Source organism: Phyllobacterium sp. 628 (assembly GCF_014189505.1).
GTDB lineage: Bacteria > Pseudomonadota > Alphaproteobacteria > Rhizobiales > Rhizobiaceae > Phyllobacterium.
Genome location: NZ_CP050301.1, coordinates 2,303,750 through 2,324,555, shown reverse-complemented (window position 1 = coordinate 2,324,555; position 20,806 = coordinate 2,303,750). Strand labels below are relative to the sequence as shown.

Sequence of the window (20,806 nt, the reverse complement as noted above, 5' to 3'; positions counted from 1 at the left end):
ATTTAATTTTATTATCTGTGGTTATATTGCAGTAGGTTTTACAGTCTGCTGGTCTGAACCTCCATAAAATCAATGAAATAATCATCCGCAGGCGTGAATGAGACATGACTCACCCACGCATACAATATAACGCTGAACCCCTGAGAAGAACATCCTTAATTGCATTATTTCAATCAACAACTTTAAGTTGCATTTAACGATTTTTCGCGAGCAGGCCTTGACGTCGTGAGCAAGCCTGTTCATTTCACAGACCTGTTTCGAAGTAAAAACTGTGCTTTTGTAATCTGACAAGAGCAGGAAAGCCCAACTCCACAATGAATGTAGTCGTCGTCGAATCGCCCGCCAAGGCTAAAACAATCAACAAGTATCTGGGTTCAGGCTATACGGTTCTGGCCTCGTTCGGTCACGTGCGTGATCTGCCTGCCAAGGATGGATCCGTCCTGCCGGACGACGATTTCGCCATGTCCTGGGAAGTGGATGCTGCGTCATCCAAACGGCTCGGGGATATCGTCAAGGCGCTGAAGGACAGCGACGGCCTTATTCTCGCAACCGATCCGGATCGCGAAGGGGAAGCCATTTCCTGGCACGTGTTGGAAGTCTTGCGGCAGAAGAAGGCTATCGGCACCAAGCCGGTGAAACGCGTTGTCTTTAACGCCATCACCAAAAGTGCTGTTCTGGAAGCCATGGCCAACCCGCGCGATATCGATATGCCGCTGGTCGATGCCTATCTGGCCCGGCGCGCACTGGATTATCTTTTCGGCTTCACGCTGTCCCCGGTGCTGTGGCGCAAGCTGCCCGGTGCCCGTTCGGCCGGCCGTGTGCAGTCAGTCGCTCTGCGTCTGGTTGCGGATCGCGAATCCGAAATCGAGCGATTCGTCCGCGAAGAATATTGGAACATTGCAGCGTTGTTGAAGACACCGCGCAATGATGGCTTTGAAGCAAGGCTTGTCACGTTCGACGGCAAGAAGCTCGGCAAGCTCGACATCAAGAACGGTGAACAGGCGGGCGAAATGCGCGCCATGCTGGAAGGCGCAGCATTCAAGGCGGCCAGCGTCGAAGCCAAGCCGACAAAGCGCAATCCCGGCCCGCCCTTTACCACATCGACCCTGCAGCAGGCCGCATCAGGCCAGCTCGGTTTTTCGGCAACGCGCACCATGCAGATTGCCCAGCGCCTGTATGAAGGTATGGACCTTGGCGGCGAAACGGCCGGTCTGATTACCTATATGCGTACTGACGGCGTGCAAATGGCCCCCGAAGCGGTTGAGGCCGCGCGGCAGACAATCGGTAAGGTGTTCGGCGACAAATATGTTCCGGACAAGCCGCGCTTTTATTCGACCAAGGCCAAGAACGCCCAGGAAGCGCACGAAGCCGTACGTCCAACCGATTTCAACCGCCATCCGAAGGATGTGCACCAGTTCCTCGATGCGGATCAGGCGAAGCTTTATGAGTTGATCTGGAAGCGCGCCATCGCCAGCCAGATGCAATCGGCTGATATTGAGCGCACGACTGTTGAAATCGAAGCCCAAAACGGCTCACGTCAGGCACAGTTGCGTGCCACGGGTTCTGTGGTGAAGTTCGACGGTTTCCTTGGTGCCTATACGGATCACCGCGAGGAAGAGGATGTCGATGAAGACGGTGGCCGTCTTCCGGAAATTCGCGCCGGCGAAGCTTTGGCCCGCGAGAAGATCAATGCGACACAGCATTCGACCGAACCGCCGCCGCGTTATTCGGAAGCTACGCTGATCAAGAAGATGGAAGAGATCGGCATTGGCCGTCCTTCCACTTACACAGCGATCCTGAAGACGCTTGTGGACCGCGAATACGTGGTCGTCGAAAAGCGCAAGCTGATCCCGGAGACCAAAGGCCGTCTGCTGACCGCGTTCCTTGAAAGCTTCTTCAAGCGCTATGTGGAATTCGACTTCACCGCCGGCCTTGAGGAAAAGCTCGACGAGATTTCCGACGGCAAGCTGAAGTGGAAGGACGTGCTGCGTGATTTCTGGACAGATTTCTTCGGCTCGGTCGATGGCATCAAGGAACTTCGGGTTACCAATGTCCTCGACGCGCTGAATGACCAGCTCGGCCCGCTCGTTTTCCCGCCACGGGAAGACGGTGGTGATCCACGGGTTTGCCAGCTCTGCGGAACCGGTACCCTGTCACTGAAACTCGGCAAATACGGTGCTTTCGTTGGCTGCTCGAACTATCCCGAGTGCAAGTTCACCCGCCAGCTTGGCGGCAGCGAAGCCTCGAGCGAGAACGGCAATGGCGGCGACGAGCCGAAAGTGCTGGGCAAGGACCCCTATACCAACGAGGACGTCACCGTTCGCGGCGGTCGTTTTGGTCCCTATGTCCAGCGCGGCGAAGGCAAGGAAGCCAAACGCGCCAGCCTGCCGAAAGGCTGGACCATTGAGAGCACCGATCACGAAAAGGCTCTCGCGCTGCTTTCATTGCCGCGCGACGTCGGTCAGCATCCCGAATCCACCAAGATGATTTCGGCGGGTATCGGGCGCTATGGTCCCTATCTTTCCCATGATGGCACCTATGCTAATCTGGAGAGTGCGGAAGATGTGTTTTCAATTGGTCTCAATCGCGCTGTGACGGTGCTGGCCGAAAAGCTGGCCAAGGGTCCGGGACGCGGACGCAGCACACCGGCAGCGCTGAAAGAACTGGGCGAACATCCCGATGGTGGTCCGATCACCGTGCGCGATGGCAAGTATGGTCCTTATGTCAACTGGGCCAAGGTCAATGCGACCCTGCCCAAAGGCAAGGACCCGGCAACGGTGACGGTTGAGGAAGCCCTGCTTCTGATCACCGAAAAAGCCGGAGTCAAGGGCGGCAAGAAAGCCCCTGCCCGCAAGGCAGCGGCGACGAAGAAACCCGCCGCCAAGAAGCCAGCTGCCAAAAAAGCGGCACCGAAAAAAGCAAGTTAGGACAGAATAATTGGCACGCCGTATCTCTCCACCCAACGGAAAAAAGCGGTCTGCCAGTTTCGCGACCGGTTCTGAGGACAATTCCGCACCCTTGGGTAAAGAACCCTATATGCCCGGCCGCGAACAGATTCTCCAGTTCATCACGGAGAATCCGGATCGCGCCGGCAAGCGTGACATCGCCAAGGCATTCAACCTCAAGGGTGATGCCCGTATCGCGCTGAAGGATATTTTGCGCGATCTTGCCGATGACGGGCTGGTTGAAAAGCGGGCCAAGCAGCTTGCGGTTCCCGGCAGTCTTCCGAGCATCAGCGTCCTCGATATTACCGGTCGCGACGGCGATGGCGGACTGATTGCCAAACCAGCTGAATGGCCAGTCGATCATGAAGAACGTCCGCCGACCGTTTTCATCCGTGCATCGCGCAATCAAAAGGGTCCGACGCCCGGTGTCGGCGACCGCGTTCTGGCGCGTATCTTTCGCAGCAAAGATCCATCCGGCCCCGCTTATACGGCGCGCGTTATCAAGAAGATCGAACATCGCAAGGATGCGGTGCTCGGCGTATTGCGCCATCTCGACAATGGCGAATGGCGCATCGAACCGGTCGAACGGCGCCAGACAGAGCTTTCCGTCGATCCCAACCAGCTGAATAACGCGAAAGCCAATGATCTCGTTGAAGTCGAAGTAACCAAGATCGGCCGCTTCGGCCTGCCGCTTGCACGGATCAGCCAGATTATCGGCTCGATCTCCGGCGAAAAAGCGCTGTCGATGATCGCCATCCACGAACATGAAATTCCGCATGTATTCCCGGAAAGCGTGATCGAGGAATCCGAGGCAGCCAAACCGGCAACCATGGCGCATCGCGAGGACTGGCGGCATGTGCCGCTGGTGACCATCGATCCCGCCGATGCCAAGGACCATGACGATGCGATCTTCGCCGAAGCCGACACGGACGAGAAAAACCCCGGCGGTTTTATCGCAACTGTCGCCATTGCCGATGTCGCCGCCTATGTAACACCCGACTCGGCGCTCGACCGCGAAGCCTTGAAGCGCGGCAACTCTGTCTATTTTCCCGATCGCGTTGTGCCAATGCTGCCGGAGCGTATTTCCAATGATCTATGCTCGCTGAAAGAGCTGGTGGACCGGCCTGCCCTTGCCGTGCGCATGACGTTCGGCGCCAATGGCAAAAAGATTTCGCACACGTTCCACCGGATCATGATGCGCTCGCATGCCCGCTTGTCCTACCCGCAGGCACAGGCAGCGATTGACGGCGCGACGGACGAGAAGACCGCTCCGATCCTCGAAACGATCCTGAAGCCCGTATGGGACGCCTATGCGGTGCTGAAGCGCGGACGCGATGCGCGCGAACCGCTGGAACTCGATCTGCCGGAAAAGAAAATCCTGCTGACGCCGGAAGGCAAAGTCGACAAGGTAGTGATTCCGCCGCGCCTCGATGCACATAAGCTCATCGAAGAATTCATGATTCAGGCCAATGTCGCCGCAGCCGAAACGCTGGAGCGCAAGAAGCAGCCGCTGATTTTCCGTATCCACGATGCGCCGTCGCTGGCCAAGCAGGAAACGTTGCGGGAGTTTCTGCGTACGCTCGACATTTCGCTGGCACGTGGAGCGGAGCTGCGCCCGAACCGATTCAATCAGATTCTGAAACGCGTCGAGAACAGCGAACAGCAGGAACTGGTCAATCAGGTGGTGCTGCGCTCGCAATCACAGGCGGAATACAACCCCGAAAATATCGGGCATTTCGGTCTTAACCTGCAGAAATATGCACACTTTACCTCGCCGATCCGGCGCTATGCGGATCTGATCGTGCACCGTGCGCTGATCGCGGCGCTGGGTCTCGGGCCGGATGGAATTACGCACAAGGAAGAAGAGGATTTGCCGGAAATTGCCGCGTTGATCTCGACCTCCGAGCGGCGCGCCATGGCGGCGGAACGCGATACGGTTGACCGGCTGATCGCCCACCATCTTTCCGGGCAGGTTGGCAGTACTTTCCAGGGCCGCATTTCCGGCGTGACCAAATCCGGGCTGTTCGTTGCGCTTGCGACATATGGTGCCGACGGGTTTATTCCCATTTCAACCCTGGGTGATGATTACTATCATTACGATGAAACCAACCACGCCCTTTCAGGCGAACGGAGCGGCAAAGGCTTCCGGATGGGTGATATCGTCGAGGTCCGCCTGATCGAAGCCCTGCCGGTGGCGGGCGCGTTGCGGTTCGAAATGCTGACCGAACCGCATGACGTGCCCAGCGGCGTGCGTTCGCACCACAAGGCAACACGTTTTACGCGTGGAAACCAGAAGCGTCCCAGCGGCAATTTCCGTGGTGGACGAAAAGGTCGAAAATGACAGAGCAGATTTTTGGCTCAGATACGGCCCCGGTGAGGCCCGCCCGTCCGGTGGGTCTGGCCATGTGGCGCGGTTTGTGCAGCCGTTGTCCGCATTGCGGCCAAGGCAAGCTGTTTCGTGCCTTCGTCAAATCGGTCGACAATTGCGCCGTCTGCGGTGAAGATTACACCCATCAGCAAGCCGATGATTTTCCTGCTTATATAACCATCACAATTGTAGGCCATATTGTGCTGGGTGGATTCCTTGCGGTGGAAACGCTCGTGCTGCTTCCAAATTGGATGCATCTGGCGATCTGGGCACCGCTGACGGTGATCCTGTCGATTGCCCTGCTTCAACCCATCAAGGGTGCGATTATTGGATTGCAATGGGCCAATTACATGCATGGTTTCGGCGAAACCAACGAACTGGAACCGCCGGAACGGTGATCTCATGCCCCTGAATGACCTCAACACACCTGCGCCGGAGACGGCAGCACCAAAAACAGCCCGTATGCGGCCGCGCGATGCCGCATCGCTGCTGATTATCGACCGTTCGAGCAAGGACCTGCGCATTCTCATGGGCAAGCGCCACATGCGCCATGTGTTCATGCCGGGAAAATTCGTGTTTCCGGGCGGGCGCACCGAGCGAACTGACGGGCGCGTCGTTGCCGCTCATGAACTCTCCGAAGCCGATCAAGCCAAACTGCTTATGGGTATGGGAACAAGGCCAAGCAACCGGCGCTGCCGTGCGCTAGCCCTTTCCGCTATCCGCGAGACCTATGAGGAAGCGGGATTGTTCCTGGGCAACCGCACACACGCTGCTCACGCCAACAACGCTACCAGCCATCCGGACTGGGCGGCCTTTGCCGAGCGGAACATCCTGCCCGACCTTTCCGTCATGCGCTATTTTGCCAGGGCAACCACCCCGCCCGGACGCACCCGGCGTTTCGATACGCGCTTCTTCATGGTGTTCCGCGATGCGGTCGCCGACAGCCTGCCGGAGGCCACCGGCCCGTCGCAGGAACTGGAAGAATTGTGCTGGCTGCCTTTCGCGCAAGCTTTGCAACTCGATATTCCCACGATCACCCGTGCCATCATCGAGGAAGCCAAGGCATTTCTCGCCGATAATCCTGATTTGTCACCCGGTCACAGCATTGTTCAATACGGCATGAAGTACGGCCGCTTCGTCCGAGAGGTTTTCTAGTGGACTCATTGCAGCAGACGACGGACACAATTGTGGTCCGGTCCTCCTGGCGCGCGCTTGTTGCGGCCATTGCAACGATCAGCGCCGTTGGTGTTGCCATCGGTCTGGGCATTCCGCTCCTGAGCGTGATTCTGGAAAGCCGTGGGCATTCCGCCACGATGATCGGCCTGAATGCCGCTGTGGCCGGTATTGCCTCGATCGTTGCCGCACCTTTTGCAGCACCCATCGCTGCCCGCCTCGGCGTCGTGCCGACCTTGCTGCTGATGCTGTTTATCGGAGCGGTATCCTTCTTCGGCTTTTATGTCTTCACCGATTTCTGGATGTGGGTGGTCCTGCGTGTTTTCCTGCACTTTGCGCTGACCATGCTATTCATCCTGTCGGAATACTGGATCAATACCGCCGCCCCGCCTGAAAAGCGCGGACTGGTGCTTGGCGTTTATGCCACCGTGCTGTCGATGGGGTTTGCGCTCGGCCCCTGGCTGTTTTCGCGCATTGGCAGCGGCGGTATCACGCCGTTTGCCGTTGGCTTCGGCATCATCATCTTTGCCATGATCCCGGTGCTGCTCGCGTGGAAGGAAAGCCCGGATTTTCATGAGGAAGAGCACGTGCCTTTCGCGCCGTTTATCTGGGCGGTGCCGACAGCAACAGCGGCTGTATTCGTGTTCGGCGCGGTGGAAACCGGTGGCTTTGCCCTGTTTCCCGTCTATGGCGCGCGGATCGGCTATAGCGAGGCCAATGCTGCTCTGCTGTTGACGACGATCGGCCTCGGCAATGTGCTGATGCAGATACCCATCGGCTTGCTCAGCGACCATGTGCAGGACCGCCGGAAGATATTGCTGGTCTGCGCGCTGGTTGGCCTTGCGGGTATGTGCGTGCTGCCATTCATTGCTTCCAACTGGTATCTTGTCGCCGCCCTGCTGTTTGTCTGGGGCGGCGTGGTTGCAGGCCTCTATACGGTCGGGCTGGCGCATCTCGGCTCGCAATTGACCGGCCGGGAACTTGCCTCGGCCAATGCAGCCTTTGTGTTCTGTTACGCGGTTGGTATGCTTGTCGGCCCGCAGGCGCTGGGTATCGGCATGGACCTGATGGGTCCGGGCGGCTTTGGCGTGTCGCTCGCGATATTCTTCGCCGCCTACGCACTGCTTGTCGGGTCGAGATTGGTCCGGCGCAAGAGTTAGGTCGGCAATGCAAACCCGGCTGATAGCAAGGTATTCCTAAGGGTTATTAATACCATAGAATAATATCATTATTCAGTAGCGTCAGGTTGTGTCTAAATTCCCCCTGAGGACTCATACTAAACTCAATATAATTCAAGGGGATAGTTGGTATGAATAAAAGGTAGTTCTGATTCATTCATTTCAGGCCGCACAAAACTGGTCAAATTTTTCGGCGATTGTCAGCCATCTCAACGACAGGCGTAGAAAGCTGTGCAGGCGCTGCATCAGTTGATTAATGATGCAATGACGCCAATTTTCACGACAGCACCCCGCAAGGGGTAACTGGCAATAGTCATTTCCGCCTTTTCCTAATGTATTTTTCCCGCTCGTCCCTTTGGCGACCGAGCGATGGAACAGTTATTTCATGATCTGAGGGGATTTCAATGAACACGCAATTTATCCAGAATTCCGCATCCCAACGTCCACACCACCTTGCTCGCCTCCGCAAACATCTTCTGACCAGCGTTGTTCCGGCACTTCTTTTGACAGCCGCCATGGCTAATCCGGCAACTGCTCAACAAGCCGCCGACCCCTATAGCAGCGCCAATATTTTGCAATTGTTGCAACAGGTGACGCCCGACGACCTCCCAAAGGGCCTTAAAAAAAGCGGGTTGAAGGCAGCGGCTGATGAGATTGCCGGCATTTTGGCTAAATCAAAAGATCTACGGTTCGACCAGCAGTGGCCGCTAGGCCGAGCATTGCTATCGAAATTGACGGGCTATCGCGAAAGCAGCCTAGGCAACCAGCAATATCCCTTTGGTCACATCACACAGGACGAAGCACTCGCCATCACGGCTATTGCCAACAAATTGCGTAACCTCTTGCCTGCTCTGCAAGCTTATCAGGAACCGGGGCGTTTGGGTGATCCCGCCAGCTGGATAACACCGGAATTCAAGGAAAACTTTGGCCTCGCAGCGACGAATACCCAATACGCCTATGCTTACAACAAGAATGGCTTCAACGGCATTACCGGCAAGGGAGTAAAAGTCGGTGTCCTTGATTCCGGTATTCTATCCACCCATCGGGAATTTCCCAACGGCCGGTTGCATCTGGTTGATGTAAAAGGAGTTTATGGCACGGACCAGCCCAAATATGTGGAGGGTAAGGACGATACGCTTGCCAATCCGCTCGAATTCATCAAAGCGGGAACTGCCTTCGATATTAGTGGAGAATTCAACCCACGCATCAATGCGCCGCACGGCACTGAAATGACCGGAACTATAGGCGCAGCACGCGATGGCGAAGGCATGCATGGTGTGGCTTATGATGCCGATCTTTACGTCGCCAACACTGGCGGTACAGACGACAACCGCCACTTCGGATCGAACGATCTCGACTATAATTACTTCAAGGCAGCCTATGAGGGTCTTGGCGATGCGGGCGTGCGGGTCGTCAACAACAGTTGGGGGCAGGATTCGCGTATTGGGCTGGAAGCCACAACCGGTGACGCAACATATCCTGAAGCCAGCATTTCCAATCTGACATATGCTTATAGAGGCTTTGCCAAGGGTAGCGCCCTCCCTGATATCAATGGCAAAACCGGAAGCAAGACATGGCTTGATGCAGCGGCTGAATCCGCACTGAAATACCATTATATCCAAGTCTTTTCTGCTGATAATCAAGATGGAGCGCTCAATCCAGACCTTGGTGCCAGTAAACCGTTCTTCAATCCGGAATTGGAAGGTCTCTGGGTCGCAGCAACGGGCTATGACGAGACCGGGGCCCAAGTGTATAACCCGTGCGGTGTCGCCAAATGGTGGTGCATCATGGGTCCTTCAGGCATGACCTCCACCATGCCGGGAGGCATGTACACCGACAATTCAAACGGCACGTCAGCCTCATCACCGAATATCTCTGGCGACGTTGCCCTTGTTATGCAGCGTTTCCCTTACCTGACGTCCGAGCAGGCTTTGTCAGTCTTGTTCACCACAGCGCAAAACAAGGTTGTCGCACCTGAGCAAACGGGTGGGAATGGTGAGAAAACGCAAGGATTACTGACGCAGGTCATTGATGGCACTTCAGGCGTACCGACTGATATTGGCGGCTGGGGTCTGCCGGATATGAAGAAAGCCATGGATGGCCCGGGGCAATTTTTCGGTCATTTTGCGCCTGCTCTACCGGGTGGAACCAGCGATACCTGGTCAAACGACATATCCGATGCAGCTATTATAGCGCGTCAGGCCGATGACAAGCAGGTGGTGGCTAAGCTTCACAAGATATTGAGCGACGGCCATTGGGAGATTAGCGGCATGGCCGACATATTGGCACTTGGGCGTTGGCCTGTCGCAAATTATGGCGGAGCACTCACCCCAGATGACGAGAAAGATCTGCAGGCACTTGTCGATAGCAAGGGAGCTCTGAGCGATGACGATAAGGCCCTGTTGAACAAGCTGATCGCCACGTGGGACAATGCGGTAGCAACCCGTGGCCTCGATCCTTTGACCGGCAAGACCTATGTCGGCAGTCTTGAAAAACTTGGTGACGGTCAGCTGATCCTTGAGGGCAAGAATACCTATACGGGAAGTACCTGGGTGCGCGGCGGCACGCTGAGCGTCAATGGGTCCCTCACCTCCGATGTCACTGTCGATGGCAGCGGCATTGGCGTTGTTGATCCGCAGACCGGCATTGCAACCACAACAGGCGGCATTCTTGGTGGCAATGGTTTTGTCGGCGGGTTGATGGTGCATGCAGGCGGTATGGTTGCGCCGGGCAATTCGGTTGGTGTTCTGACTGCCAATGGCGATGCGAGCTTCGATCCGGGCAGCTGGTTTGCCGTTGAAGTCAATGGCAATGGCGGGGCGGACAAGCTTGCCGTCGGCGGCAAGACAACTCTGCTCGGCGGCATCGTCACGGTTTCGCCAGAGAACGGCAAGGTGCCTTTGACCCCAGCAGAAACCTTGGCGCTTTTGAACAAGAGCTACACGATCCTCACCTCTGCTGGCGGTGTCTCCGGTGCCTTCGACAGCGTTCTTCCCGCCTATCTCTTCATCGGCGGGGCACTGGCCTATGATCCCAATGATGTGATGCTGACCCTGTCACGCAATGGCGTGGCCTTTGCCGATGTGGGTGAAACAAAGAACCAGAAGTCGGTGGGTAATGCTCTCGAGGCGCTCGGGCTTGGCAACACGCTCTATGACACGGTGGCCACGGCAACCTATGCTGCCAATCTTCCGGCCGACTTTGACAGCCTTTCCGGCGAAATCCATGCCTCGCTCCAGGGTGTGCTTGCCGAAGACAGCCGCTTTGTCCGCGATGCAGCATCAAACCGGATCAGGGCAGCCTTTGGCGACGGAACAGGTGCCAAGGCATCAGCTCCGGTGCTGGCCTATGGGCCGGATGGTGCTGATAAAGCCGGGACACTGGCTGCTGCCGATACCAAAACCACTGCAATCTGGGCGGAAGGCTATGGTTCATGGAGCCAGCGGGATGGGACAAGCAATGCATCCGGGCTTTCCCGCAATGTCGGCGGCTTCGTCACCGGGCTTGATGGCATCATTGCCGACGGGTTGTTCCATTCCGATTGGCGCTTTGGCCTTCTGGCCGGCTATGGCAACACATCCATCCATACGGATCGCGGTCATGGCTCTGCCGACAGCTATCAGGTTGGTGTCTATGGCGGCACCAAGCTTGATGCCATGACCTTGAGCCTTGGGGCCAGCCTTGCCCATCATGCAATCGATACCAGCCGCAGAGCACATCTTCTGACCATCGATGAAGGCGATGATGCCGCCTATACGGCCAAGTCCGTGCAGGTGTTCGGTGAAGCCTCCTACCGCATCGATACGCCCTATGCGGCACTCGAACCCTTTGCCGGGGCAGCTTACGTGCATCTGAAGACCGATGGCTTTGCCGAAACCGGCGGTTTGACGGCGCTCTCATCCACTGGCGACACAACGGATCTGACCACCACAACGCTCGGCCTCAGGGCCTCACACGGCTTTGCCATCTCCGATGCCACCCTCCTTACCGCCCATGGCATGGCGGGCTGGCGGCATGCTTTTGGCGACACGACACCCACGGCCAATCTCGCCTTTGCCGGTGGTTCGGCTTTTTCCATCGACGGCCTGCCGATTGCACAGGACACAGCGCTCGTTGAAGCCGGGTTTGATGTCAATATCGGCAAAGCCACCAGCCTTGGCATCAGCTATAACGGCCAGTTCTCATCAAATGCCCACGACAATGCCGTCAAAGCCGATCTGACCGTGAGGTTTTAGGGGAGATAATGATGACGGAATCGTCTGATAAAACCGCGACGCCATGGCAGGGCATTACTGTTATCGAGAACCTGCTGAATCCTACCGAGCAGCAGGCGCTCTACACGTTTCTCGTTGGCGGCGGCTGGGGTTATGGCTGGCGATCTCATAGCGGTGAAGGCGCCCAGACGTTTTGGCATAAACATTTTGCCGGAGCGCTGGGCGATGCGGATCAGGGCGATATCGACCGGCAGAAGCAAAGTGATGACTGCGCCGCCGAACTGGCGGCCAGAGCCCCGCTTATCCATGCATTCTGGCAAAAGCTCAGTCAGACCGCACTGAAAGGACATTTGCTGCAGCGCTGTTATGCCAATGGCCTGCCCTATGGCAATGATGGCGCAACCCATACGGATTCGCTGCAACCCGGCGCTTGCACTGCCGTTTATTACCCGCATGAAAGCTGGGACCCGGACTGGGGCGGCGAAACCATCCTGTTCAATCAGGACAAGAGCGATATTCTGGCTGCCATTTACGCCAAGCCCAATCGCCTGCTGATTTTCCCGGGCTTCGTCCATCATGTCGCCCGCGGCGTCTCGCGGGTTTGCCCGCACATGCGCATTACGCTTATGTTCAAGACGCGGGTTAAACTGGAATGAGACTTAACAAGAGCCCCACTCACTGCGAGATTATGGCCGCTCTAGGCTTGACTTTTTGGCGGGTGTTGGTATGTGTCCGCCTGAATTTCCGCTTATAGCCACGTTGTTGGACTGAACGGCGGTCCTCTTCTATTAAAGACAGGTAAACTGAAAATGGCTAAGGCTGCAAATATCAAGATCAAGCTTCTGTCGACCGCTGATACCGGTTTCTTTTACGTTACGAGCAAGAACAGCCGTACGAAGACAGAGAAGTTCTCTTTCCGCAAGTACGATCCAGTCGTACGCAAGCATGTTGAATTCAAGGAAACCAAGATCAAGTAATCCTGGATTTTCCAACGTGATCAATGCCGCCTCCGGGCGGCATTTTCATATCTGGACGATTGATTCGGTGTTTTGGCCGATCTTTCAGGCTGCTGCCGAGACGACCTTGTTTCGTCCGGAAGCCTTTGCACCATACAGCGCCTCATCGGCACGCTTGAGCATATTGGCCACGCTGTCATCCTTTGACTGAACGCTGGCAATGCCGACGCTGATCGTTACCGGAACGCTGGTAATACCCTCATTGACAAAAAACGGTGTCGAAGCCACTTCGCGGCGGATACGCTCGGCGACAATGGCCGCCATGGTCAAATCCGTATCCGGCATGACGATGAAGAATTCTTCCCCGCCATAACGGCTGGCCAGATCGCTGCCGCGCACATTACGGCGCAGACGCCGGGCAAATTCCCGCAAGACTTCGTCGCCGCCATCATGCCCATGGGTGTCATTGATCAGCTTGAACCGGTCAATGTCGGTCATCAGAATCGATAGGGGGCGGCGGCGGTCCATAGCACGTTTGAACAATGTCGCGAGATGCGTTTCGAGATAAAGCCGGTTGTGCAAGCCGGTCAGGCTGTCAGTAACGGCCATCTCATAGGTTTTGACCACACTGGCCCGCAGGCCATCATGATAGGCCTTGCGGCGCAATTGCGTACGCAGGCGCGCCAGCAACTCGTTGGGATTGAGCGGACGGACGAGATAATCGTTGATACCCAGTTCCAGCGCACGCCTGATCTTGGTCTCCTCACCCTGATCCGCCACAAGAATAATGGGCATCGAGCGGGTATTGTCGAGCGAGCGCAGCTGTGCGCAAATCCGCAGCGGATCAAAATCGGCGAAATTCGATGCAATGATCAGACAATCATGATTCCCCTGGATGGCATCAAAGAAACCTGTCTGTGGATCGGTCTGCACATCGACGATGCATTCTTCTGAAAGGACGTTTTGAATACGTTCGACACTGGTGGGACGCTCGTCGATCAACAGAACCCGTGCATCGTGTGAAATACCTTCAATACCGCTGGGGAATCGCAGGATCGTTTCCAGGCCGACATCGCGGGTTGTCGCAACACGCAAGCGCAGCTCGTCCGTGAGATTCTTCAGGCGGACAAGACTTTTTACCCGGGCCAGCAATTGCAGGTCATTGACCGGCTTGGTCAGAAAATCATCGGCGCCAAAATTCAACCCGATGATCCGATCGGTATCCTGATCCAGCGCTGTTACAAGTATAACGGGAATATGTGCCGTACTGGATTGTGATTTCAGGCGCCGGCAAACTTCGAATCCATCCATGCCGGGCATCATCACATCAAGCAGAATGACATCGACACTGTTGTTTTCGCAATATTCCAAGGCCTCGTAGCCATTCGAGGCAGTGACAACTTCATAATATTCCGCACTCAACCGCGCTTCCAGAAGCTTCACATTGGCTGGAACGTCATCAACAACAAGTATTCGGGCCGTCATACTTCACTTCTCCGGTAAAAACTGACGGCTAGGCATCGCCAAGGTAGGATTTGATTGTTTCGATGAATTTCGGCACTGAGATTGGCTTGGATATATAGGCCTCGCATCCGCCCTGCCGGATGCGTTCTTCGTCGCCCTTCATGGCAAAGGCGGTGACGGCGATAATCGGTATGACATGGAGATCATCATCGGCTTTGAGCCATTTGGTGACTTCCAAGCCGGAAACCTCCGGCAGCTGGATATCCATGAGGATGAGATCAGGGCGATGTTCGCGTGCAAGATCAAGGGCTTCCAGTCCGTTGCGGGTCCGGATTGTCTCATAACCGCTGGCTTCGATAAGATCGCGGAAGAGCTTCATATTGAGCTCATTATCCTCGACGATCATGACTTTCTTCACCATTGGTAGTTTCCTGTTGATCATGCGCGAAACGCGAATGCCACATTGACACGGATCCTGTGGCAGCCCCATTGACTGGATGCAGTTGATAGCGTGTTTTGATTGATGAAAAGGAAACTCTTCATGTCGATCAAAAAATGCTGCAGATCATGTTTAACCAAGGCTTTATTGAACATGTAAATTTACCGAGATTCAATTGCTCACTGCACATTTGCACCCGGCGAAGCACTGCAAATGCCCTCCAGATGCAAATATTGTTGGCAAAGGTGCTTTGTTAGGCACACATTTCAGGCAGATCAGAAAAATGAAACAGCAAATGAACCTTAATGCGGCCCAGGATCTGGCAATCCAATCCTTGGTATTTCTGGCACAGGACGCGGAATTGCTGCCACGGTTTCTTGCCCTTACCGGCATCACCGCCGACCAGATCCGTCAAGCGGCACAGGAACCGGGCTTTCTTGCCGGCGTCCTGCAATTCTATCTCGCGCATGAGCCCACCCTGATGAAATTTTGCGAAGCCAATGAAACCGACCCTGCCCTGTTTCAGGAGGCACTGCGATTGTTGCCGGGCGGGCGTCAGGATGTGTATTGAGCGCTAAACGGCTTGCCAGACTCTGCCTGCTTGATTAAGTTTACGATGTTCTATCTATGTTCCGGGCATGATGGCAAAGCTGAACGAACCCTCCCACGGATTTTGCCGCGACTGTCTGACCGCTCAGCAGTCGGAAGGACGCCGGTGTCATAGTTGTGGCAGCCCGCGCCTTTTGCGCCACACGGAACTCTACCAGCTTTCCATCGCCCATGTGGACTGCGATGCCTTCTACGCCTCCGTGGAAAAGCGTGACAATCCTGAATTGCGCGACAAGCCTGTCATCATCGGCGGCGGCAAGCGCGGTGTTGTCTCAACCGCATGCTATATCGCCCGGATTCACGGGGTGAAATCCGCCATGCCGATGTTCAAGGCGCTGGAGGCCTGTCCACACGCGGTGGTGATCAGCCCGGATATGGAGAAATATGTGCGCGTCGGGCGACAAATTCGCCAGATGATGCGCGATCTGACACCGCAAGTGGAACCTCTGTCGATCGACGAGGCATTTCTTGATCTTTCCGGTACAGAACGGCTGCACCATGATCCACCCGTGCGCGTCATGGCGCAATTTTCCAACCGGGTGGAGAAGGAAATGGGACTGTCGGTTTCGGTTGGGCTCTCCTATTGCAAGTTTCTGGCCAAGATCGCCTCGGATTTCGACAAACCGCGCGGTTTTTCCGTCATTGGCGAAGCGGAGACACCGACTTTTCTCTACGACAAGCCGGTGACGATGATCTGGGGTGTTGGTAAAGTGTTCGCGGCGACGCTGGAGAAGGATGGTATCCGCACCGTTGGCCAATTACAGACCATGGAATTGGGCACACTGATGGCCGCTTATGGTTCGATGGGTCAACGGCTCTATCAATTGTCGCGCGGTATCGACACACGCCGGGTGGAACCGGACAGTGAAACCAAGAGCGTTTCAGCTGAAACCACGTTCAATCAGGATATTGGTGGTCTTGAAGACCTTGTTCCGATTTTGCGTTCCCTGTCTGAAAAAGTCTCCCGCCGGCTTAAAGCTGCCGATATTGCGGGTAGAACCGTGGTCCTCAAACTCAAATCAAGTGATTTCAAACTCAAAACCCGCAACAGGCAGTTGGCCGACCCGACACAACTCGCCGACCGGATTTTCCGCACAGGACTGGCGCTGCTGGAAAAGGAAATCGACGGCACCCGTTTTCGCCTGATCGGGATTGGAGTGAGCGATCTCAGCGATGACGGCCGCGCCGATCCACTTGATCTGGTGGATGTGCAGGCAACCAAGCGCGCGGTCGCAGAGACGGCTATCGACAAACTGCGCGGGAAATTCGGCAACAATGCAGTCGAGACCGGCTATACGTTCGGCAAGATCAGGCAACGGACACGGCCGGTTATTGATGAAATTGATTGATTTGATTCAGATGGTTATTGGATATTTTTGAGATATTGAATCCGGATTGTTGCTGCATCAAGATTGTGCGTGGTTCGCTCTTCGACAAGCTCAGGAAGCTCACCATGAGGGAGAGTGAGGATTTTCCAGAACGTTGCAGAATTGTCTTCTTGGCACCTCCTTCTCCGTCATCCTCGGGCTTGACCCGAGGACCCATGGTTGAGGAGCGCCAAGGTATCCGTTTGCGTCATGTGTTCCAGCTGGGCAGACTCTACAATGGAGCCTGACACCGTTTGCTTAGCTAACTCGATTGGATTGCAATTGGTACAACATGCACCGCCTCTTAGCCGTGGGTCCTCGGGTCAAGCCCGAGGATGACGGAGAAGGAGGTACCTACACCATCTCCACATCAACAATGCCGGGAATAGCCTTCATGGCGCTGGCGACCTGCGGGCCGACGCGGTAACGGTTGGGCAGTTCGATCTCCACTTCACTGGCACCGTTCTGTTTGATCAGGATCAAACTGACAATCTGACCATCATTCTGCGGAGCAAGGTAAGGCGTGATGGCATTGAGCGGTTCGCAGGAGCGCATATACAGCCGCAAGGCTTTCTGGATGCGCGTCGCTTCGTCTTCCAGTGACTGCGCCGTCTGGATGCGTAGGCTGATGCCTTCCGGGCGGTCTTCCGCACCAACGGTCACGACAACGGAACGTCCGGGCTCGAGCAGATCGCGATATTGTGCCAAGGCTTCGGAAAACAGCACCGCTTCGAACTGACCGGAGGAATCGGAAAACTGGATGATACCCATCTTGTTGCCGGTCTTGGTCTTGCGTTCCTGCTTGGCGGTGATGGTTCCGGCCAGACGCCCGGCATTGGCGCCGCGTTTGACCGCCGCGGAGAATTCCGCCCAAGTCTGCACCCGCATCTTGTCCAGCACCTGCTGGTATTCATCAAGCGGATGGGCAGAAAGGTAAAAACCGGCTGCCTCGAACTCGCGGCGCAATTTTTCCGACGAGAGCCACGGTGCAGCATTGGGCAATTGCAGGCCCTGCGAGCCGCCGGCAGCCATGCCGCCGAAAATATCCGCCTGACCGCTGACACTGTCTTCCTGCGTACGCTGGGCGTGGCCGATGATGCGGTCGAGACCGGCAATCAGGGCTGGACGCTCCCGTCCGAAACAATCGAAAGCACCGGCATTGATCAGGCTTTCGAAAACGCGCCGGTTGACGACGCGCGGGTCGATACGCTCACAGAAATCCTCAAGGCTGACATAAGGTATATCACCCCCGCTTCTCGACGATATGATCGACGGCGGCTTCGCCAACGCCCTTGATGGCGGCGAGTGAATAGAAAATGCGGTTTTCGCCCACTTCAAACAGGCGGAACGAGGTATTGACCGACGGTGTGACCACCTCGATACCAAGGCGCAGAGCTTCGCGGCGGAAGTCATTGAGTTTGTCGGTATTCGACATATCATAGGTCATGGACGAAGCCAGGAACTCGACCGGATAATGCGCCTTCATATAGGCGGTCTGGAACGAGACGATGGCATAGGCCGCGGCGTGCGATTTGTTGAAGCCGTAATCGGCGAATTTGGCCAGCAGGTCGAAAATGAAATTCGCCTGTGGCTTGGTCACGCCGCGCTCAATCGCACCATCAACGAAGCGCTCACGCTGCTTGTCCATTTCGGCGCGAATCTTCTTACCCATGGCGCGGCGCAAAAGATCGGCTTCACCCAGCGTATAGCCGGACATTTCCTGCGCAATCTGCATCACCTGTTCCTGATAGATGATGACGCCCTGGGTTTCCTTGACGAGATGGTCGATCTTGGGATGGATCGAAGCCATCTCCTCGTCGCCATTCTTGCGCGCGTTGTAGGTGGGAATGTTTTCCATCGGACCCGGGCGGTACAGCGCGACAAGCGCAATAATATCCTCGATCCGGTCGGGTTTCATGCCGATCAGCGCCTTGCGCATGCCGGTGCTTTCCACCTGAAACACGCCGACCGTCTCGCCGCGTGACAGCATCTCATAGCTGAGCTTGTCATCCAGCGGCAGGTTGGACAAATCCACTGTGATGTTACGGCGCTTGACCAGATTGACGGCGGTTTGCAGCACGGTCAGCGTTTTAAGGCCAAGAAAGTCGAATTTGACCAGCCCGGCCTCTTCCACCATTTTCATGTTGAACTGCGTGACCGGCATATCGGAGCGCGGGTCGCGGTACATCGGCACAAGTTCAGACAGCGGGCGGTCACCGATGACGATACCCGCGGCGTGGGTCGAGGCATGGCGGTACAGGCCTTCGAGTTTCAGCGCGATATCCAGAAGGCGCTCGACCACCGGCTCCTTGTCGCGCTCCTCGCGCAGCCTCGGTTCATCCTCGATGGCCTTGGCCAGCGTAACGGGATTGGCCGGGTTGGCCGGCACCATCTTGGTCAGTCGGTCAACCTGACCATAGGGCATTTCAAGCACGCGCCCAACGTCGCGCAGCACGGCACGGGCCTGCAGCGATCCAAAGGTGATAATCTGCGCCACCTGATCGCGGCCATATTTGGCCTGAACATAGCGGATGACCTCGTCGCGCCGTTCCTGACAGAAGTCGATATCAAAGTCGGGCATCGAGACGCGGTCCGGATTGAGGAAGCGTTCGAACAGCAAAGAAAAGCGCAAAGGATCAACATCGGTAATCGTCAGCGCATAGGCAACGAGCGAGCCCGCACCGGAACCACGGCCGGGACCAACCGGAATGTCATGGGCCTTCGCCCATTTAATAAAGTCGGAAACGATGAGGAAGTAACCCGGATATTTCATCCGGGTGATGATGGAAATTTCGTATTCCAGCCGTTCGGCATATTCCTCGCGGGTATGACCGTCGGCCATGCCAAGCGTCTCGATGCGCAGCGCAAGCCCCTCGCGTGCCTGCCGGGCCAGTTCATCAGCTTCCGCCTGCAGGGCGATTTCCGGGTCACCCGTGCTGTCGCCGGTGAAACGCGGCAGGATCGGCGCGCGGTTCTTGGGATAATAGGAACAGCGCATCGCGATTTCGACGGTGTTCTGCAATGCTTCTGGAATATCGGCAAACAGCGCCACCATCTCGTCTTCGGTCTTGAGATAGTGATCAGGTGTCAGGCGGCGGCGGTCATCGATGGAGAGAAGCGAACCGGCTGCAATAGCCAGCAATGCATCATGCGCCTCATAATCGGCACTCTTGGAGAAAAACACGTCATTGGTGGCGACAAGCGGCAATTCCAGCTCATAGGCAAGTTCGATCTGTGTGGCTTCCAGATTGCGGTCATACCCGCGATGCCGCTGCAATTCGATATAGAGCCGGTCGCCAAAGAGCGAGCGCAGATGGATCAGACGCTGGCGGGCGCGGTCCACCCGCTCATCCTTGATAGCCTTGGCAATGCTGCCTTCGGGGCCGCCGGACAGAACAATGATTCCGTCGGTGAAACCCGGCAGCCAAGCAGCCGGAACGTGAACCGGATCACCCGCCGGTGTTTCCAGATAGGCACGACTGACCAGCCGGACGAGATTAGCATAGCCCTCCTCCGTCGCTGCCAGCAGGACAAGCGGTGCCAGTCCAAGCGCTTCGCGCCTGTTTGGACTACGGCTTTCCTCGGCCTGATCGTGAAATGCAATATCAAGCTGACAACCGATGATTGGCTGCAGGCCGGATTTCGACCCCTTCTGGGCAAATTCCAGCGCACCGAAAAGGTTATTGGTGTCGGTAATGGCAATGGCCGGTGCATTGTTGGCAACGGCAAGATCAATGACCTTGGCAACCTGCAAGGCGCCTTCGAGCAGGGAATAAGCCGAATGGACCCTCAGATGAACGAAACGAAGCGCCTGCTTGACTGCATTGCCTTCGCTGCCGTTGCCATGTCCATCTACCACTTTATCTATCTCCGGAAACTTTAGACGGAGAAGTTGATTCACCGTTCGCGCATTCTCAGGCAATGGTCCCTGTGAGTCCACCGCAATTGCATGCCAGAGGTACTTCAACAGTGGATGGTGTTGAAAGTTTGAGCACGGCGACGCGTTTCAGCTTTGAGTTGTTCGCATCGTCAAACCGCCCGCCAACATTCCCTCGCTTTCGCGCCAGCCGGGCGTTTATTCGATGCGCCCAAT

General features: G+C 56.1%; 13 protein-coding genes and 1 pseudogene. 10 read left to right on the top strand and 4 right to left on the bottom strand.

The window, feature by feature from the left end; genetic code table 11:
• Positions 1-314: 314 nt before the first annotated feature.
• The 8 genes from topA to rpmG all read left to right on the top strand — a co-directional run bounded on the left by topA (position 315) and on the right by rpmG (position 12,855).
• The gene (gene topA, locus HB779_RS12975) at positions 315-2,927 is read left to right on the top strand and encodes a type I DNA topoisomerase (RefSeq protein WP_188342794.1); all 2,613 of its coding nucleotides are present in this window, start codon (positions 315-317) and stop codon (positions 2,925-2,927) included.
• Between the two features lie 10 nt (positions 2,928-2,937).
• Positions 2,938-5,286, top strand: a complete 2,349-nt coding sequence (gene rnr, locus HB779_RS12970; RefSeq protein ID WP_371823850.1) for a ribonuclease R — start codon at positions 2,938-2,940, stop codon at positions 5,284-5,286.
• A complete protein-coding gene (locus HB779_RS12965) occupies positions 5,283-5,711 on the top strand; it encodes a DUF983 domain-containing protein (protein WP_188342793.1) in 429 nt (142 codons plus the stop codon). The genes rnr and HB779_RS12965 overlap by 4 nt, the downstream gene beginning before the upstream one ends.
• Positions 5,712-5,715: 4 nt before the next feature.
• A complete protein-coding gene (locus tag HB779_RS12960) occupies positions 5,716-6,468 on the top strand; it encodes an NUDIX hydrolase (RefSeq protein WP_244642360.1) in 753 nt (250 codons plus the stop codon).
• Positions 6,469-6,500: 32 nt separating this feature from the next.
• Entirely contained in the window at positions 6,501-7,646 is a 1,146-nt protein-coding gene (locus HB779_RS12955) for an MFS transporter (RefSeq protein WP_188342792.1), read from the top strand.
• 422 nt (positions 7,647-8,068) lie between these two features.
• Positions 8,069-11,899, top strand: coding sequence for an autotransporter domain-containing protein (locus HB779_RS12950; protein ID WP_188342791.1), 3,831 nt, complete (start codon positions 8,069-8,071; stop codon positions 11,897-11,899).
• A gap of 8 nt (positions 11,900-11,907) precedes the next feature.
• Entirely contained in the window at positions 11,908-12,534 is a 627-nt protein-coding gene (locus tag HB779_RS12945; protein ID WP_188342790.1) for a 2OG-Fe(II) oxygenase, read from the top strand.
• Positions 12,535-12,687: 153 nt separating this feature from the next.
• Positions 12,688-12,855, top strand: coding sequence for a 50S ribosomal protein L33 (rpmG, locus tag HB779_RS12940; protein WP_105735448.1), 168 nt, complete (start codon positions 12,688-12,690; stop codon positions 12,853-12,855).
• An 84-nt stretch (positions 12,856-12,939) separates the two neighbouring features.
• On the opposite strand, the gene HB779_RS12935 is transcribed toward rpmG, so the two are convergent.
• On the bottom strand, positions 12,940-14,319 hold the full coding sequence (locus HB779_RS12935; protein ID WP_188342789.1) for a PleD family two-component system response regulator: 1,380 nt from the start codon (positions 14,317-14,319) through the stop codon (positions 12,940-12,942).
• 28 nt (positions 14,320-14,347) lie between these two features.
• Positions 14,348-14,719, bottom strand: a complete 372-nt coding sequence (locus HB779_RS12930) for a response regulator (RefSeq protein WP_008122893.1) — start codon at positions 14,717-14,719, stop codon at positions 14,348-14,350.
• Between the two features lie 301 nt (positions 14,720-15,020).
• Here HB779_RS12930 and HB779_RS12925 point away from each other — a divergent pair, with 301 nt between their 5' ends.
• Both HB779_RS12925 and HB779_RS12920 read left to right on the top strand, forming a co-directional pair.
• Complete coding sequence (locus tag HB779_RS12925; RefSeq protein WP_188342788.1) at positions 15,021-15,308, top strand: DUF3572 domain-containing protein; 288 nt, start codon at positions 15,021-15,023, stop codon at positions 15,306-15,308.
• Between the two features lie 70 nt (positions 15,309-15,378).
• Complete coding sequence (locus HB779_RS12920; RefSeq protein ID WP_188345909.1) at positions 15,379-16,695, top strand: DNA polymerase IV; 1,317 nt, start codon at positions 15,379-15,381, stop codon at positions 16,693-16,695.
• A 372-nt stretch (positions 16,696-17,067) separates the two neighbouring features.
• On the opposite strand, the gene HB779_RS25740 is transcribed toward HB779_RS12920, so the two are convergent.
• Positions 17,068-17,484 carry an OB-fold nucleic acid binding domain-containing protein gene (locus tag HB779_RS25740; RefSeq protein ID WP_371823925.1) on the bottom strand — a complete coding sequence of 139 codons (417 nt, stop codon included), beginning with the start codon at positions 17,482-17,484 and terminating at the stop codon, positions 17,068-17,070.
• Positions 17,485-17,892: 408 nt separating this feature from the next.
• Positions 17,893-20,572 (bottom strand): annotated as a pseudogene (gene dnaE, locus HB779_RS12915) (DNA polymerase III subunit alpha); the annotation flags it as partial.
• Positions 20,573-20,806 lie beyond the last annotated feature (234 nt).

What these genes read in the sequence shown, in the direction of transcription:
- topA (WP_188342794.1), top strand. Translation starts at nt 315, where the DNA reads ATGAATGTAGTCGTCGTCGAATCGCCCGCCAAGGCTAAAACAATCAAC.
- HB779_RS12965 (WP_188342793.1), top strand. Translation starts at nt 5,283, where the DNA reads ATGACAGAGCAGATTTTTGGCTCAGATACGGCCCCGGTGAGGCCCGCC.
- HB779_RS12960 (WP_244642360.1), top strand. Translation starts at nt 5,716, where the DNA reads ATGCCCCTGAATGACCTCAACACACCTGCGCCGGAGACGGCAGCACCA.
- HB779_RS12950 (WP_188342791.1), top strand. Translation starts at nt 8,069, where the DNA reads ATGAACACGCAATTTATCCAGAATTCCGCATCCCAACGTCCACACCAC.
- HB779_RS12945 (WP_188342790.1), top strand. Translation starts at nt 11,908, where the DNA reads ATGATGACGGAATCGTCTGATAAAACCGCGACGCCATGGCAGGGCATT.
- rpmG (WP_105735448.1), top strand. Translation starts at nt 12,688, where the DNA reads ATGGCTAAGGCTGCAAATATCAAGATCAAGCTTCTGTCGACCGCTGAT.
- HB779_RS12935 (WP_188342789.1), bottom strand. Translation starts at nt 14,319, where the DNA reads ATGACGGCCCGAATACTTGTTGTTGATGACGTTCCAGCCAATGTGAAG.
- HB779_RS12930 (WP_008122893.1), bottom strand. Translation starts at nt 14,719, where the DNA reads ATGGTGAAGAAAGTCATGATCGTCGAGGATAATGAGCTCAATATGAAG.
- HB779_RS12925 (WP_188342788.1), top strand. Translation starts at nt 15,021, where the DNA reads ATGAAACAGCAAATGAACCTTAATGCGGCCCAGGATCTGGCAATCCAA.
- HB779_RS12920 (WP_188345909.1), top strand. Translation starts at nt 15,379, where the DNA reads ATGGCAAAGCTGAACGAACCCTCCCACGGATTTTGCCGCGACTGTCTG.
- HB779_RS25740 (WP_371823925.1), bottom strand. Translation starts at nt 17,484, where the DNA reads ATGGGTATCATCCAGTTTTCCGATTCCTCCGGTCAGTTCGAAGCGGTG.